General features: G+C 75.0%; 8 protein-coding genes and 1 pseudogene. All 9 read left to right on the top strand.

The features are described from left to right. Positions 1 to 8: 8 nt before the first annotated feature. On the top strand, positions 9 to 1,400 hold the full coding sequence (locus ACYVKZ_RS16835) for a DUF58 domain-containing protein (RefSeq protein WP_460993407.1): 1,392 nt from the start codon (positions 9 to 11) through the stop codon (positions 1,398 to 1,400). After that, positions 1,397 to 3,958 (top strand): transglutaminase family protein, encoded by a 2,562-nt coding sequence (locus ACYVKZ_RS16830; protein WP_460993406.1) that lies wholly within the window; start codon positions 1,397 to 1,399, stop codon positions 3,956 to 3,958. Before ACYVKZ_RS16835 ends, ACYVKZ_RS16830 begins: the two co-directional genes overlap by 4 nt. Before the next feature lie 8 nt (positions 3,959 to 3,966). Then, positions 3,967 to 4,032 (top strand): annotated as a pseudogene (locus ACYVKZ_RS16825) (hypothetical protein); the annotation flags it as partial. A 108-nt stretch (positions 4,033 to 4,140) separates the two neighbouring features. Beyond that, positions 4,141 to 5,232, top strand: coding sequence for an RDD family protein (locus ACYVKZ_RS16820; RefSeq protein ID WP_460993530.1), 1,092 nt, complete (start codon positions 4,141 to 4,143; stop codon positions 5,230 to 5,232). Next, entirely contained in the window at positions 5,229 to 6,170 is a 942-nt protein-coding gene (locus ACYVKZ_RS16815) for a PP2C family protein-serine/threonine phosphatase (protein WP_460993405.1), read from the top strand. Before ACYVKZ_RS16820 ends, ACYVKZ_RS16815 begins: the two co-directional genes overlap by 4 nt. Further along, a complete protein-coding gene (locus tag ACYVKZ_RS16810) occupies positions 6,157 to 8,064 on the top strand; it encodes an FHA domain-containing protein (RefSeq protein WP_460993404.1) in 1,908 nt (635 codons plus the stop codon). The genes ACYVKZ_RS16815 and ACYVKZ_RS16810 overlap by 14 nt, the downstream gene beginning before the upstream one ends. Next, complete coding sequence (locus tag ACYVKZ_RS16805; protein ID WP_460993403.1) at positions 8,061 to 9,848, top strand: serine/threonine-protein kinase; 1,788 nt, start codon at positions 8,061 to 8,063, stop codon at positions 9,846 to 9,848. The genes ACYVKZ_RS16810 and ACYVKZ_RS16805 overlap by 4 nt, the downstream gene beginning before the upstream one ends. A gap of 71 nt (positions 9,849 to 9,919) precedes the next feature. Continuing rightward, positions 9,920 to 10,690 carry an FHA domain-containing protein gene (locus tag ACYVKZ_RS16800; protein WP_460993402.1) on the top strand — a complete coding sequence of 257 codons (771 nt, stop codon included), beginning with the start codon at positions 9,920 to 9,922 and terminating at the stop codon, positions 10,688 to 10,690. Further along, on the top strand, positions 10,691 to 15,232 hold the full coding sequence (locus tag ACYVKZ_RS16795) for an FtsK/SpoIIIE domain-containing protein (RefSeq protein ID WP_460993401.1): 4,542 nt from the start codon (positions 10,691 to 10,693) through the stop codon (positions 15,230 to 15,232). Positions 15,233 to 15,238 lie beyond the last annotated feature (6 nt).

Raw genomic sequence — 15,238 nt, 5'->3', positions numbered from 1 at the left:
GCCCGGCGATGCCCACCCGCAACCCGTTCGCGGCGGCGCGGGACGCCGTCGCCCGCCGCCTGCCCGCACGCCGCCGAACCAGCGGAACCAGCGGAACCCGTCCGGTCGCCGCCGCGCCGAAGCCCGATCCCTCGCCCCGGCCGCGACTGCACCCCGCCTCGCTCTGGCGGGAGGCCGCGGGCCTGGGGCGCTCGTACGCGGCGCCTGCGCTGGCCCGCGCCGGCGCGCTGTACCGGGCGCGCCTGCACCCGACCCTCTCGGTGGTGAGCCCGCTCGGCTGGGCGGTCGCGCTCGCCGCCGTGCTGCTGGCCGTCGCCGGCGCGGCCTGGGGATGGCAGGAGGCGACCGCCGCGGCGCTGCTCGCCGCGAGCCTCTTCGTCCTCTCGGTCGTGTTCGTGCTCGGCCGCTCCTCCTACGCGGTGGACCTCGACCTCGCGCGCACCCGGGTCGCCGTGGGCGAGAGCGCCGTGGGCGGCATCGAGGTGGCCACCATGTCCTCCCGCCCGGTGGCGCCGTCGCTCCTCGAGCTGCCCGTCGGCGCCGCCACGGCCGTGTTCCACCTGCCGCGCATGCGTCCCGGCGTCCCGCACGAGGACCTCTTCACGATCCCCACCGAGCGGCGCGCCGTGATCGTGGTGGGGCCGGTCCGCTCGGTCCGGGCCGACCCGATCGGCCTCCTGCGCCGCCAGGTCGTCTGGACCGAGCCGCAGGACCTGTACGTGCATCCGCGCACTGCCGTGCTCGGGACCTCGGCCGCCGGCTTCATCCGTGACCTCGAGGGAATGCCCACCAACGAGCTTGCCACCTCGGACGTGTCCTTCCACGCGCTGCGCGAGTACATCCCCGGCGACGACCGGCGCCACATCCACTGGAAGACCACGGCCCGCACGGGGACCCTCATGGTGCGCCAGTTCGAGGAGACGCGACGGGCCCACCTCGCGGTGTGCCTGTCCGCGAACCTCGCCGAGTACGGCACCGAGGACGACTTCGAGCTCGCCGTCTCGGTCGCGGGCTCGATCGGCCGCCAGGCCCTCGCGGAGCAGCGCGAGCTGAGCGCCCTCACCCAGCGCGGGCCCCTGCGCACCGAGAGCCCGCGCCACTACCTCGACGACCTGACGCGCCTGCAGGGCGCCCCGATGCGCCCCACCGCCGTCGACGCCGCCCGCGCCACCGCGGACAGCGTGCCGAATGCCTCGGTCGTGTTCCTCGTGGTGGGCACGGCCGTCACCCCGACCCAGCTGCGCGCCGCGGCCGCCTCCATCCCGCCCGGCATCCGCACCTTCGCGGTGCGCTGCGAGGCCGGCGCGGCCCCCGGACGCGCCAGCATCGCGGACCTCGCCGTCCTCACGGTCGGCACCCTCGAGGACCTCGGTCCGGTGCTGCGGAAGGCGGCAGCATGAGCGAGACCACCCGCATGCGGCCGCGCCGGCCCGCCGGCGGCGGCTCCGGGGGCGCCGGGCGAGCGGACCTGGGCAGCCCGCGGACCTCCGGCCGGGCCGGCCGCGCGCCGCGGCCGGGCTTCTGGGCCGGCCGGAACCCCTGGTTCCACGCGGTCGACGCAGCAGCCATCCTCGTGCTCGCGGCGCTCGGCATCGCCGGCTTCCACCTCGCCTACGGCGGGGACCCGCACTACGTCCTCGCGGGCCTGACCGGGGCGGCGCTCGGCCTCGCGGTGGCCTTCGGCGCCTCCGCGCTGCGTCCCGGCTGGCTCGTGGGCACTGCGGGGGCCTTCCTCGCCTACCTCCTGGTCGGCGGACTCGTCGCCACCCCGGACGATTCCGCGGGCGGCTTCATCCCCACCCTCGCCTCGCTGCGCACCCTCCTGCTCGGGATCGTCGTGTCGTGGAAGGACAACCTGACCGTCGCCGCCCCGCTCGGCACGGGCTCGGGGATGCTCGTGGTGCCCTACCTCAGCGCCTTCGCGTGCTGCCTCGCCGCGGGCCTCCTCGCGTGGCGGCTGCGCCGGCCGTACTGGCCCCTCATGCCGGCCACCGTGCTGTTCGTGGTCGGGATCGCCTTCGGCACCCACGAGGCGTTCCTCGCCCTGCCGCGCGGTGTCGCGTTCGCGGTGATCGGCGTCGTGTGGTCCTCGTTCCGTCGCTCGGCCGCCCGCGTCGAGACCGCGCGCGTCGTGTCGGGCGAGACGACCGTGGCCGATCCCGGTTCGGCACGCGCGGCCCGGCTGCGCCGGGTGGGCCTCGGCGCCGCCGTCGTGGCCGTCGCAGCGACGGCGACGCTGGCCCTCGCGCCGGCGGTCACGGCCGGGGCGCAGCGCGATGTCCTCCGGGACCGCGTGGTGCCGCCCTTCGACCCGCACAACTACGTGAGCCCGCTCTCGGGCTTCCGCAGCTTCGTCAAGGACCAGCGGGACTCGGTGCTGTTCACCGTCTCCGGCCTGCCCCAGGGCGGACGGGTCCGGCTCGCTGCCCTCGACGCCTACGACGGCACCGTGGCCAACGTCGACCAGTCCGGCTCAGGCTCCTTCGCCAAGGTCGGCGACGCGGCCTCGATCGCGGCCGCCGACGCGCCGTCCCGGGCCAGCACCCCGTACACCCTCGACGTCACCGTGCGCGACTACCGCGGCTACTTCCTCCCCGGCGGACGGACGACGACGGGCATCGCCTTCGGCAACAGGAACAGCCCGGCGGCGGAGGGCCTCTACTTCAACCCGCTCACGGACACGGCCATCTCCACGGCCGGACTGTCCTCGGGCGACCAGTACGCGGTCCGCGTCCTCGAGCCCAAGCGCCCCGACGACGCCCAGCTGGCCCAGGCCCAGTTCGCCCCGGTGAGCCTGCCCGCCGTCGACGGCGTCCCGCAGGTGCTCCAGGCCAAGGCCGGGGACATCCTGGGAGACAGCCAGACGCCGCTCGAGCGCGTGCGCACCCTCGAGTCCTACTTCCAGAAGTTCGGCGCCTTCAGCAACGGCCTCATCGCCGAGGGCCAGGTCCCCAGCCTCTCCGGCCACGGTGCGGGGCGGCTGCGGGCCATGCTGACCGCCAAGCAGATGGTCGGAGACGACGAGCAGTACTCGGTGACCATGGCGCTCATGGCCCGCCAGCTCGGCATCCCGGCCCGCGTGGTCATGGGGTTCTACCCCGAGAAGCCCCAGCCCGCCGGGACCAAGATCGACATCAGGGGCAAAGACGTGCACGCGTGGGTCGAGGTGGCGTTCGAGGGCTACGGCTGGGTCCCGTTCGACCCGACGCCCCCGAAGAACAACGTCCCGATCCCGCCGGACCCGCAGGCCCAGTCGAAGCCGCGCCCGCAGGTGCTCCAGCCCCCGCCGCCGCCCCAGGCACCGGTCGAGCTGCCGCCGGACTCCCGCCCCGACGTGCTGGACCAGGAGCAGAAGAAGGAGAACTTCTGGCTCATCCTCGGCCCCATCCTCGCCGCGGTGGGCATCGGGCTCATCCCCGTCGCGGTCCTCGCGCTGCCCCTTGCGCTGGTCGCGTGGTTGAAGCTGCGCCGCCGCCGGCGCCGCCTGGCCGCGGAACACCCTGCGGAGCGGGTGAGCGGCGGCTGGCGCGAGTACACGAACTTCGCGACCGACCTCGGCGCGAGCCTCGATGCCCGTTCGACCCGGCGCGAGACCGCCACGGCGCTCGGGGAGGCGTTCCCGGACACTGCGGGCACGACGACGATGCTCGCCCGTCGCGCTGACGCCGCCGTCTTCGGGGCGGGCCGGCCCAGCGACACCGAGGTCCAGGCCTACTGGGCCGACGTGGACAGCTCCATCGCGTCCATGCGCGGCTCGCTCGGCTTCTGGCGACGGCAGCGGGCCAGGTTCTCGCCGCGCTCGCTCCTGCTCGAGGCACGGGCGGCACTGGCCGCCCGCAGCTCGGCGGCGCCCGGCGCGGGCCCCGCACGCGGGACGGGCCCCGCGCCGGTGCTCCGGCGCCTGCGGGGCAGGCGAGGGGCGGCGGCGGAGCGCAGGACCCCGGGAGGTGCCCCGTGACCGCGTCGATGCCGCCCGGCGCGGGGCCCGAATCGGTGTGTCCGGCGTGTGGCAGTATGGTCCGGCAAGGTGCGCTGTTCTGCCCCGTCTGCGGGGCGCCGGCGGGCCACACGGGAGGCCGGGGGCCTTCCGGCCGCGCGCCGGCGGGCCACAACGGGGGATACGAGGGGAACACGGGGACCATGGTCAATCTCGAGCTGGTCAATGCCTCCACGGGCAAGCGTGCCGGCGCCAAGCTCATCGACCTCGGCATCGCGTGGGTCCTCCAGCTCCTGCCCTACACGCTCGCCCTCGCCTCCCTCGCGAGCCTGTCCGGGAGCGCCTACCCCACGAGTTCGGACGAGAAGGCCCTGCTGGCCGCCGCGGTCTGGTGGATCGTCGGCACGGTGCTGGGGATCGCCCTCTGGATCTTCTGCTGGGCCTGGGAGGCGCGCACCGGGAAGACTCCCGGGCAGGCCATGCTGGGCCTGCGCACGAGCGGCCCCGAGGGGCTAGCGCCCGGCTGGGGCGCGGTGTTCGTGCGGAACTTCGTCTTCGGGCTCATCTGCCTGATCCCGGCCGCCGGGGTCGTGCTCGCCCTCATCTCGAACATGTTCGATCCGAACAGCAGGCGTCAGGGCTGGCACGACAAGGCGGCCAGGACGTTCGTCTTCGACGTGCGCGCCGGACGGGACCCGCTCACCACCGGAGGGATCAACGGGCCCGCCTCGTTCGCGCCCCGGGCGGACCTCCCGGCGCTCCAGCAGGTCGCCTCGCCGGTGGCCGCCCCGGCGGCCAGGCCTCAGGCTCCGGCGCGCAAGGCCCCCGTCCCAGCCGGCCCCGCTGTTCCCGCCGCCGCACCGGTCCTGGCCAAGGACCCGGACGCCGATCTGGGGGCCACCAGGTTCGTCCCGGCCCGCCAGGGCGGTGCGGCGGCAGCGGGCGGCGCCCCCTCGGCGTCGGACGTGGTGCTGACCTTCGACGACGGCCGCCGGGTCGCGCTGCGCGGCCCCGTCCTCATCGGCCGCAACCCCGCGGGCTACGACGACGAGACCGTGCAGGAGTTCCTGGCGGTCGACGACCCGGGCAAGAGCGTCTCCAAGACGCATCTGGCGGTGTGGAGCGACCAGAGCGGCGTGTGGGTCCAGGACCGCAAGTCGACCAACGGCACCCGCGTGGTGCGCGCCGACGGCGCCACCGCGGAGGCCCCCGCCGGCCAGCCAGTCCTCGTCGACGCGGGCGACGTGGTCCGCTTCGGCGACTGCTTCTTCTCGATCGGAAGGGGACACGCGTGACCGACACGCACGCGCCCGAACTGGAGCCGCGCCTGCGGCTGACGGTCGGCTTCGGCACGGACCGCGGCCTGCGCCGCGAACTCAACGAGGACTCGTTCCTCGCCCAGGACCCGGTGTTCATGGTCGCGGACGGCATGGGCGGCCACGAGGCGGGTGAGGTCGCCAGCCAGCTGTGCGTGCAGACGCTGCGCGAGGCTGCGATGCTGGCCCCGGGGAACCACGCGGCCACCGCCCAGGACATCCAGCAGGTGATCGAGGACGCCGACTGGCGCATCCGCGACGCCACGGGCGCCCGCGCGGGGACCACCCTCTCGGGAGCGGTGCTCATCGAGATCTCGTCGGTGCCCTACTGGCTCGTGGCCAACGTGGGCGATTCGCGCACGTACCGGCTCTCCCAGGGCGGCCGGTTCACCCAGATCAGCGTGGACCACTCCGAGGTCCGCGAGCTCGTGGACGCGGGCCAGATCACCGCCGAGGAGGCGCTCACGCATCCGCGCCGCCACGTGGTCACGCGGGCCCTCGGCACGGGGGAGGACGCCGAGGCTGACTTCTGGCTCCTGCCCGTCGAGGACGGGGACCGGCTGCTCGTCTGCTCCGACGGGCTCACCTCCGAGCTGCGCGACGGCGAGATCCTCCGCCTGCTCACAAGCCGCGCCCATCCCCAGGACGCCGTGGAGGCGCTCATCGACGCGGCCATCCACGCGGGCGGACGCGACAACGTCACCGTCATCGTGGTCGATGCGCAGGACGCCGCAGACGAGCTCGGCTTCCGCGAGACCGCACCCCGGCTCGCGCCCGAGGAGGACACCCTGGACCGCGAGGGCACCCGCGCCGCGGACCAGCAGGCCGAGGATTGGCACGCCGCGGACCAGCACGACGAGCGTGCAGCCGACCCGGACCCCGGGGCCGAGGCAGAGGATGCCCGTGGCGAGGCGTGAGTACCGGCCCGGGGACGGCTGGACCCTGCTGACCCGCGGCGACCTGACCGTCCTCGTCCCCGCCGCCCAGCCCGAGGACCTCCTCGGGCGCCTCTGGGATGCACTCGGTGCCGACGCTGCCGACCTCTACGCCGTCCTCGACGTCTTCGCTGCGGCCTTCGGCCTGTCCCGGATGCCCGCGTTCGCCGTCGCGGAGCACGGCGAGCGGCTGCGCCTCCTCGTCCGCGGGGCGGTGCGGGCCACCGTGACGACGCCCTCGGGGGACGAGGCGTTCAGCGGCAGCGACGTCGGCACCTGGCTCGAGCGCGCGTTCGAGGCATGGGACGCGGTCGAGGTCTCCGGGGCACCCGCCGGTGCCGTGGAGCCCGAGGCGCCCCGCGGGGCGCTGCCGCTGCTCGGCGGCGTGGTCCCCGCGGACACGGTGCTCGTCACCGCGGACCGAGGGGCGCACCCTCGGGAGACGGACGACGGCGCCGGGCCGGCTGACGCAGCCGCCGCGCCGGGCGCTGTGGCCCGGACCGGGGCCGCCGCCGACCAGCAGACCCCGACCGCCGACACGCCAGCTGCGGCCGCCGACGCGCTGCCTGTGATTGCGGACGCGCCGGCTGTGACCGCCGACACGCCGGCCGCGAGCGAGGAGACCCTGCTCCCGGAGTCGACCGTCGCCGGTTCGACGCTGGCCGGCACTGCGGCAGCCCCCTCCGCGGCAGCCCCTTCCGCACCCGCCGACTCCGACGGCCCGGCAGCGCAGCCCGACGAGAACCAGCCCGACGAGACGCGGGCCGGGGCAGCGCCCACGGCCGGTGAGGAGGCACCCGAGTCCACCTCCTCCACGAGCGACTACGACCACCTCTGGGGCACCACGGTGCTCCGTTCCGTCGAGGACGCGGCGGTGAGGATCGAGGGCGACGACGAGGAGCCGATCGCCAGCCAGCCGGTCGCGAACCGGCCGGTCGCGAACCAGCCCGGCGCCAACCGGCTCGGCGATGCCGGCACCCAGGGCCCCGAGGCGGTCAGTCCGACGCACGCGGGCCCGCAGCCCCCACCCAGCGGCGAGGAGCCGGCCGCCGAGCGCGACCACGCGCCGTCGGACGCCGACGCCGAGAAGGACGGCGCGCCGGCCGCCTGGAGTCCGCCGAGCCTCCTCATCGACGCGGTGCCGTGGGGGAAGCCCCAGGCGGCGCGGCCCGAGCCCGCGCCGGGAGCCCAGCCGCAGCAGCGTCCCCGCCCGCGGGCGCAGAGCGAGATGCGCTATCCCGAGCCGCCGCCGGGCAGCGCGGCGCAGGGCCGCTCGATCACCTCCGAGCTGTACGGCGACCACGACGGCGAGACGGTCATGCGCAGTGAGCTCGAGCCCGCATCGCTTGCGGCGGAGCCCGGCCAGGACGGCGCGGCACCGCCGGCCGCGTCCGCCGGCGCCCGCGCGGCGGCCACGGGCCCCCTCGTGCTCGGGCGCCGGTGCCCACAGGGACACGCGAGCCCGCCCTCCTACCCCCAGTGCGCGGCCTGCGGCGAGCACCTCGAGGGCGACCCCGTCCAGGTCCCGCGCCCGGCCCTGGGCCGCGTCGTCTTCTCCACTGGCGAGGTCATCGACCTCGTGCAGCCGCTCGTGGTGGGCCGCCAGCCCTCGGTGGCGCGCGTGGCCAGCGGCGGGATGCCCCGCCTTGTCTCTGTCACGAGCCCCTCCGGGGACATCTCGCGCAACCACCTCGAGGTCCGTCTCGAGGGCTGGCACGTCATGCTCCGCGACCTCAAGGCAACCAACGGCACGGTGCTCGAGCGCCCCGGCCAGGCGCCGCGCAGGCTCGCCCAGGGCGAGATGACGATCGTCCTCGACGGCGACGTCGCGGACCTCGGCGACGGCGTCAGCCTGCGCTTCGAGGCGGTGCCGTGAGCTCGAAGCGGCCCCCGGGCCCGCCTCCCGAGCTCAAGGGCTTCAGGTACCTGAGCCTGCTCGGCTCCGGCGGGTTCTCCGACGTCTACCTGTACGAGCAGGACAGGCCCCGGCGCAAGGTCGCCGTCAAGGTGCTCCTGTCCGACCTCCGCACGGAGAGCGCGCGCCGGCAGTTCGAGACCGAGGCCAACCTCATGGCCCAGCTCTCCTCGCACCCCTACATCGTGACGATCTACCAGGCGGAGATCACCGACGGCGGCCACTCCTACCTCGCCATGGAGTACTGCTCGCGTCCGAGCCTGGACATCCGCTACCGGCGCGAGCGGCTCAGCGTCGACGAGGTCCTCGCCGTCGGGATCCAGGTCGCCTCCGCGGTCGAGACGGCCCACCGGGCCGGGATCGCGCACCGGGACATCAAGCCGGCCAACATCCTCGTCACCGACTACAACCGGCCGGCCCTGACGGACTTCGGGATCTCGGGCACCGTCGAGGGCGGCGGGGACGCCGACATGGGGATGTCGATCCCGTGGTCGCCCCCGGAGTCGTTCCGAGGGAGCGTGGCCGACGGCGTCGCCCTGGACGTGTGGGCCCTCGGCGCGACCCTGTACACGCTCCTCGCGGGCCGGTCGCCGTTCGTCATCCCGGGCGGGGACAACTCGCAGCGGGCCCTCGTGCAGCGCATCCACTCCTCTCCGGTCCCGCCGCTGGGCCGCGCCGACGTGCCGGAGTCGCTCGAGCTCGTGCTCGCCACCGCCATGTCCAAGGCCCCCGAGAGCCGCTACGCCTCGGCCCACACGTTCGCCCTCGCGCTGCAGCGGATCCAGAACGAGCTCAGCCTCTCCGTGACGCCCTTCGAGGTGCTCGAGGAGCCCTCGGACGACGACGACCCCGACTCCTCCTACGAGGAGACCCGGGTGCGGGGCGTCGTGGCGATCAACCCCCACGGTCCCCGCACGGCGACAGCCCGTCCCGGCGCGGCCCATCCCGGCGCGGCCCCCGCCGGGGCACCGGGGCCGGCCGCGGTGCCGCGCGACACCACGGCGGCCCGGGACACGGCGGCGCGGGACACAGCGGCACGGGACACGGCGGCCTGGGGCGGCACGGCCGCCCGCGGCGACACCGGACGGGGCGACACCGTCCTGCGCGGCCGGGCCGGCACGGCACCGGGCGCCCCGGAGGCCCTCCGCGACCGCGGGGAAGCCGCCGAGCCCGAGGGCGACTCGACCGTGCTGCGCGGCGACCGGACCGTCCTGCGGGGACGGCTCACCGGGGCGGGGCAGACCGGCCCGGGGGAGGGGCCCGAGGACGGCAGCCGCGGGGACGCCGAGGGCGAGGAGCGCGCCGCCGCCGCGCGCCGGCGTCGGACGCTGCTGGCCTCCTCGGCGGCGGGCGTGGTCCTCGTCGCCGCGGTCGGGGCGGGGATCGTGCTCGCGCCGGGCCTCGCCGGCCGCCCCGCACCGAACCAGACCACGTACAGCGCGCCGCCGGTCGACGCGGTGGATACCGGCGCGGTGCCCAACGTCACCGAGCTGAAGGGCACGGCGGACGCCTCGGGCGTGACGTTCACCTGGAAGAACCCGCAGCCCCGCCCCGGCGACGCGTACCTGGTCACGGTCCTGCGCCTGACGGGGCAGCAGCCGCCCACCACGGTCACCGCCACCAAGGCCACCGTGCCCAAGGAGGCCTCCGGGCAGACCTGCGTGCGCGTCGTGGTGCGGCGCAGCGACGGCGCGGCGGGGCCGATGGACGACTCCGCGCCGAGCGCGTGCGTGAGCACCAAGTGAGACTGCCCGGCGCCGCCACGCGGCACGGGAACCATGCGAATGTCCGAACTGGGGAGACGGAGCACAGGCGAATGGACCAAGGAACACCAGGGGGCGGCGACCTCGTCGTGGACTTCTGCGGCGAGCTCTACCGCCCGGACCCGGGCGGCGTGTTCGGGATCGGCAGGGAGGGCGACCTCGAGGTCGACGACAACCCCTACCTGCACCGGCGGTTCCTCGAGATCTCCCATGTGGACGGCATCTGGTGGCTCTCGAACGTCGGGTCGCTGCTCTCGGCCACCGTCGCGGACGTCAGCGGCGGCCTCCAGGCCTGGGTGGTCCCCGGCGCGCGGATCCCGCTCGTCTTCGGCCACACGAACGTCATCTTCACCGCGGGGTCCACGACCTACGAGTTCGCCGTGCACGTGCGCACCCCCGCGTTCCGGCAGCACGCGAACCCCGAGGAGGACGGCGGCGGCGCGGGGGAGACGACCATCGGGCCCATCACCTTCACCGAGTCGCAGAAGGCGGTGATCGTCGCGCTCGCCGAGCCGATGCTGCGCCGCGACGGGACGGGCCTGAGCTCGATCCCCACCTCCGCGGCCGCCGCGCGGCGGCTCGGCTGGGCGCTGACCAAGTTCAACCGGAAGCTGGACAACGTGTGCGACAAGCTCGACCGCGTGGGCGTGGTCGGCCTCCGGGCCGGCGGCGGGAAGCTGGCGACCAACCGCCGGGCCCGCCTCGTCGAGCACGCGGTGAGCTCGCATCTCGTCACCGCCGAGGACCTCGTGCTCCTCAAGACCCAGGCCGAGGCGCCACGGGGTGCCTCGGCGCCCGGCCAGAACGGACCGGAGGGGGACTAGGTGCGGATCAGACTGACGCTGCGGCGCGACCCGGAGGCCGCGGTGGATCTGGCGGTGACCGTGGACGGCCTCGCCTCGGTGGGCGACGTGGCCCGCGAGCTGTGGCTCGCCGATCCGGCGCGGGCCGCCGAGCACCGGGGGGCCGGGCGCGCCGGGGCCGACGCCGGCGCCCTGGCCGGGCTGACCCTCCGCGTCGAGGAGTCCGTCCTCGCGGGCGGCATGACCGGGCGCGTCCTCGACCCCGAGGGGACGTTCCTCGAATCGGGCCTCCGGCAGGGCTCGACCGTCTCGCTCTCGCGGGTCGCCGTGCGCCGGGCATCGGACCGGGCGGCCGGCCACGGCGCTCCTGGCCCGGACAGCAGCGCGGGGGCGCCCGCCGTCGACCGCGGACCGGCTGCGGCGACCCTGCGCGTGGTCTCCGGCCCGGACGCCGGCAAGGAGTTCTCGCTTCCGGTCGGGGCGAGCCTGATCGGCCGCGGCGCCGGCGCCGACGTGGCCCTCGCCGACCCGCTCGTCTCCAAGCGGCACGCGCGGATCACCGTGGGCGAGACCATCGAGATCGCGGACCTGAACTCGTCCAACGGGCTCGTCATGGACGGGCTCACCGTCTCCAAGGCCGTGCTGTCCTCCTCGGACGCGGTGACCCTCGGGGACTCCACCGTGTCCGTGGTCGGACTGGGCCACAGCGCCGGGCGCACCCAGACCTCCCCGCTCGTGCCGTTCAACCGCTCGCCGCGGGTGGTGCCGAGGTTCCCCCCGCAGGCCCGCGAGCTGCCGGAGGGGCCTCAGCGGCCCACCACGCAGCCGTTCCCGATCGTCATGCTCTTCGTGCCGATCCTCATGGGCGCCGTGATGTTCATGGTCCTGCAGAGCGTCGTCTCCCTCGTGTTCATGGCGATGATGCCCCTGTTCGCTGTGGGGATGTGGTTCGAGTACCGCCGCCACGCCAGGCGCGAGCTCCGCGAGGAGACCAGGCTCTTCGAGGAGCGGCTCGCGGAATTCGGGCGCCAGATCACCGAGCTGCAGACGGTCGAGCGGGCCGTGCGGCTCCAGGAGGCGCCCTCGGTCGCGGAGACCGTGGAGTCCATCTACCGGCTCGGGCCGCTGCTGTGGACCCACGCCCCCGAGCACCGCGAGTTCCTCACGGTGCGGCTGGGGCTGGGCACCGTGCCCAGCCGGGTCAGCGTCACGGTGCCGCCCGAGGGCCGGACGCTGCCCGAGTTCACCCGCCGCCTCCACGAGGCGCAGGGCCGCTTCGCGGTGCTCGACGCCGTGCCGGTCACGGCGTGCCTGCGCCAGGGCGGCGGCCTCGGCATCGCCGGCCCGCGGGGCCTCGTCGAGAACGTGGCCCGCGGCATCCTGCTGCAGATCGCAGGGCTCCACTCGCCCGCGGAGGTCGTGATCGCGGGGCTGGCCTCGCACGAGTCCAAGGAACGCTGGGAGTGGCTCCAGTGGCTCCCGCACGTGGGCTCCTCCCACTCGCCCCTGGCCGGCGACCACCTCGCGGCCGGGTCCGCGGCCGGGATGCTCCTGCTCACCCGGCTCGAGGACCTGCTCGCCGTCCGCACCGCCGGCCCGGACGGGCAGGCCGGCCCCCCGGGCGGCGCTGCGGGACGGCGTGGGGCGGTGCGGGAGGAGCAGGACGGGACGTCCGAGCCGATCGTGCCGACCGTCGTCGTCCTCGTCGAGGACGATGCCCCGGTGGACCGGGGGCGGCTCACCCGCATCGCCGAACTCGGCCCGGACGTGGGCCTCCACGTCGTGTGGGTCGCGGCCGGCGCCGAGCAGCTGCCGCAGTGCTGCCGCGACTTCATCGTGGTCGACGGCGAGCACGGCGCCACGAGCGGCCAGGTCCGCCTCGGCCGGCACACCTACCCGGTCAGCTGCGAGAGTGTCGACGAGGCGCTCGCCGTCCAGCTCGGCCGGATGCTCACCCCCATCGTCGACGTGGGCAAGCCGGTCGACGACGACTCCGACCTCCCGCGCAGCGTCTCCTACGTGACGCTCGCCGGGGCGGAGATCGCGGACGACGCCGGCACGGTCGCCGAGCGCTGGCAGCAGTCCAACTCCGTGCGCGCCTCGGCCGTGGCCAACCCGAAGGCGAAGGGCACCCTGCGCGCGCTCGTGGGTTCGAAGGGCGTGGAGCAGTTCTTCCTCGACCTGAAGAACGAGGGCCCGCACGCCCTCGTGGGCGGCACGACCGGCGCGGGCAAGTCCGAGTTCCTGCAGTCGTGGGTGCTCGGCATGGCCAGCGCCTACAGCCCCGACCGGGTCACGTTCCTGTTCGTGGACTACAAGGGCGGCGCCGCGTTCGCCGACTGCGTCAGCCTCCCGCACACGGTGGGGCTCGTGACGGACCTCTCGCCGCACCTCGTGCGGCGCGCGCTCACGTCGCTGCGGGCCGAGCTGCACTACCGCGAGCACCTGTTCAACCGGAAGAAGGCCAAGGACCTGCTCGCGATGGAGCGCGCCGCGGACCCGGACACCCCGCCGTACCTCGTCATCGTGGTGGACGAGTTCGCCGCCCTCGCCACCGAGGTCCCCGAGTTCGTCGAGGGGGTCGTGGACGTCGCCGCCCGCGGCCGGTCCCTCGGCCTGCACCTCATCCTCGCGACGCAGCGGCCCGCCGGCGTCATCAAGGACAGCCTGCGCGCCAACACGAACCTGCGCATCGCCCTGCGGATGGCGGACGAGGCCGACTCCGAGGACATCCTGGGGGAGAAGACGGCCGCGTACTTCGACCCGGGCATCCCCGGCCGCGGCGCCGCCAAGACCGGCCCCGGCCGCATCCAGGGCTTCCAGACCGGGTACGCCTCCGGCTGGACCACGGAGCGGCCCGCGCTGCCCCGCATCGACATCGCCGAGATGGACTTCGGCACCGGCGCGGCGTGGGAGAGGCCGGCGGACCTCGTGGACGCCGAGCCTGAGGCCGAGGGGCCCAACGACATCGCCCGAATGGTGCGCACCATCTCGACCGCGGCGGACCGGATCGGGCTCGAGATGCCGCGCAAGCCGTGGCTCGCCGAGCTGCCGCAGACCTACGACGTGGCGCGCCTGCCCAATCCGCGCACGGACGAGCGGCTCCTGCTCGGCGTCGTCGACGATCCCGCGCACCAGAGCCAGCCGACGTTCTTCTACGAGCCGGACCGGGACGGGAACATGGCCGTCTACGGCACCGGCGGCTCCGGGAAGTCGGCGGCCCTGCGCACGGTCGCGGTCGCCGCGGCGATCACCATGCGCGGCGGCCCCGTGCAGGTCTACGGCATCGACGCCGGCTCGCGCGGCCTGCACATGCTCGAGGCGCTCCCGCATGTGGGCGCCGTGATCGACGCGGACGACGCCGAGCGGGTCGGCCGGCTCATGCGCCGCCTCTCCGGGCTCGTCGACGAGCGGTCCGAGCTGTATGCCGCCGCCCGGGCCGGGAGCATCGGCGAGTACCGGCGTCTTGCCGACCGGCCCGACGAGCCCCGCATCATCGTCCTCATCGACGGCATGGGGGCCTTCCGCGAGCAGTACGAGTACAGCTCCGACAGCCCGGTATTCGACCTGCTCACGCAGCTCGCCTCCGATGGGCGCGCCGTCGGCGTGCACCTCGTCATGACCGGCGACCGGACCAACTCGATCCCGGCCTCGATCGCCTCGAGCGTGCAGAAGCGGATCATCCTGCGCATGACCGGCGAGGACGACTACCTGATGTTCGGCCAGCCCAAGGACGTGGTCACGCCCCAGTCGCCTCCCGGCCGCGGCGTGGTCGACGGCCTCGAGGTCCAGCTGGGGGTGCTCGGCGGGAACGCCAACGTGGCGCTGCAGGCACGCGAGATCACCCGGCTCGCCGAGGCCATGCGCCGCCAGGGCGTCCCCGGGGCGCCGCCCGTGCGGACGCTCCCGGACCTCGTCGCGGGCGCGGCGCTGCCGACCGACTCGGGACGGGTGGCGCTCGGGCTCGAGGACTCGCTGCTCGAGCCGCTCTACGTCGATCCCTCGGGGGCCTTCATGCTCACCGGCCCGCCCGGGTCGGGGCGCACGACGGCGCTCGCGGCCCTCGCGGCCGGGCTGCGGCGGGCACGGCCCGCCGTCCGCCGGGTGTACCTGGGGGCCCGGAGGTCTGCCCTGGCGAACCTGCCGCTGTGGGACGCGAGCTTCACCGGGGAGGACGCCGTGTCCGCCGCCGTGGACGAGCTCCAGCCCGACGTGGGGGTACGCGAGTTCGCGCTCTTCATCGAGGGGCTGCCCGAGTTCGACTCCACGCTGGCCGAGAGTGGGCTCTCGGCGCTCATCACCGCCATGGACCGCGAGGGCCTGTGGGTCGTCGGGGAGTCCGAGACCGCCGGCTGGGGCTCGGCCTGGAGCCTGTCCCAGCCGTTCAAGAACGGACGCCGGGGCCTGCTGCTCAACCCCGCCGAGATGGACGGCGACTCGCTGCTGAACACGTCCCTGGGACGCATCCGGAATCCCCGGTACGTCCCCGGACGCGGCTTCTACGTGGCGCGGGGACGGGCGTACAAGGTGCAGGCGGCGTTCGAGGACCTCTCAGCCGGCTGAGTGGGG

The sequence above is a fragment of the Sinomonas soli genome (genome assembly GCF_054782415.1).
The sequence above is the reverse complement of the archived record's forward strand: the minus strand, read 5'-3'. Positions and strand labels throughout refer to the sequence as shown.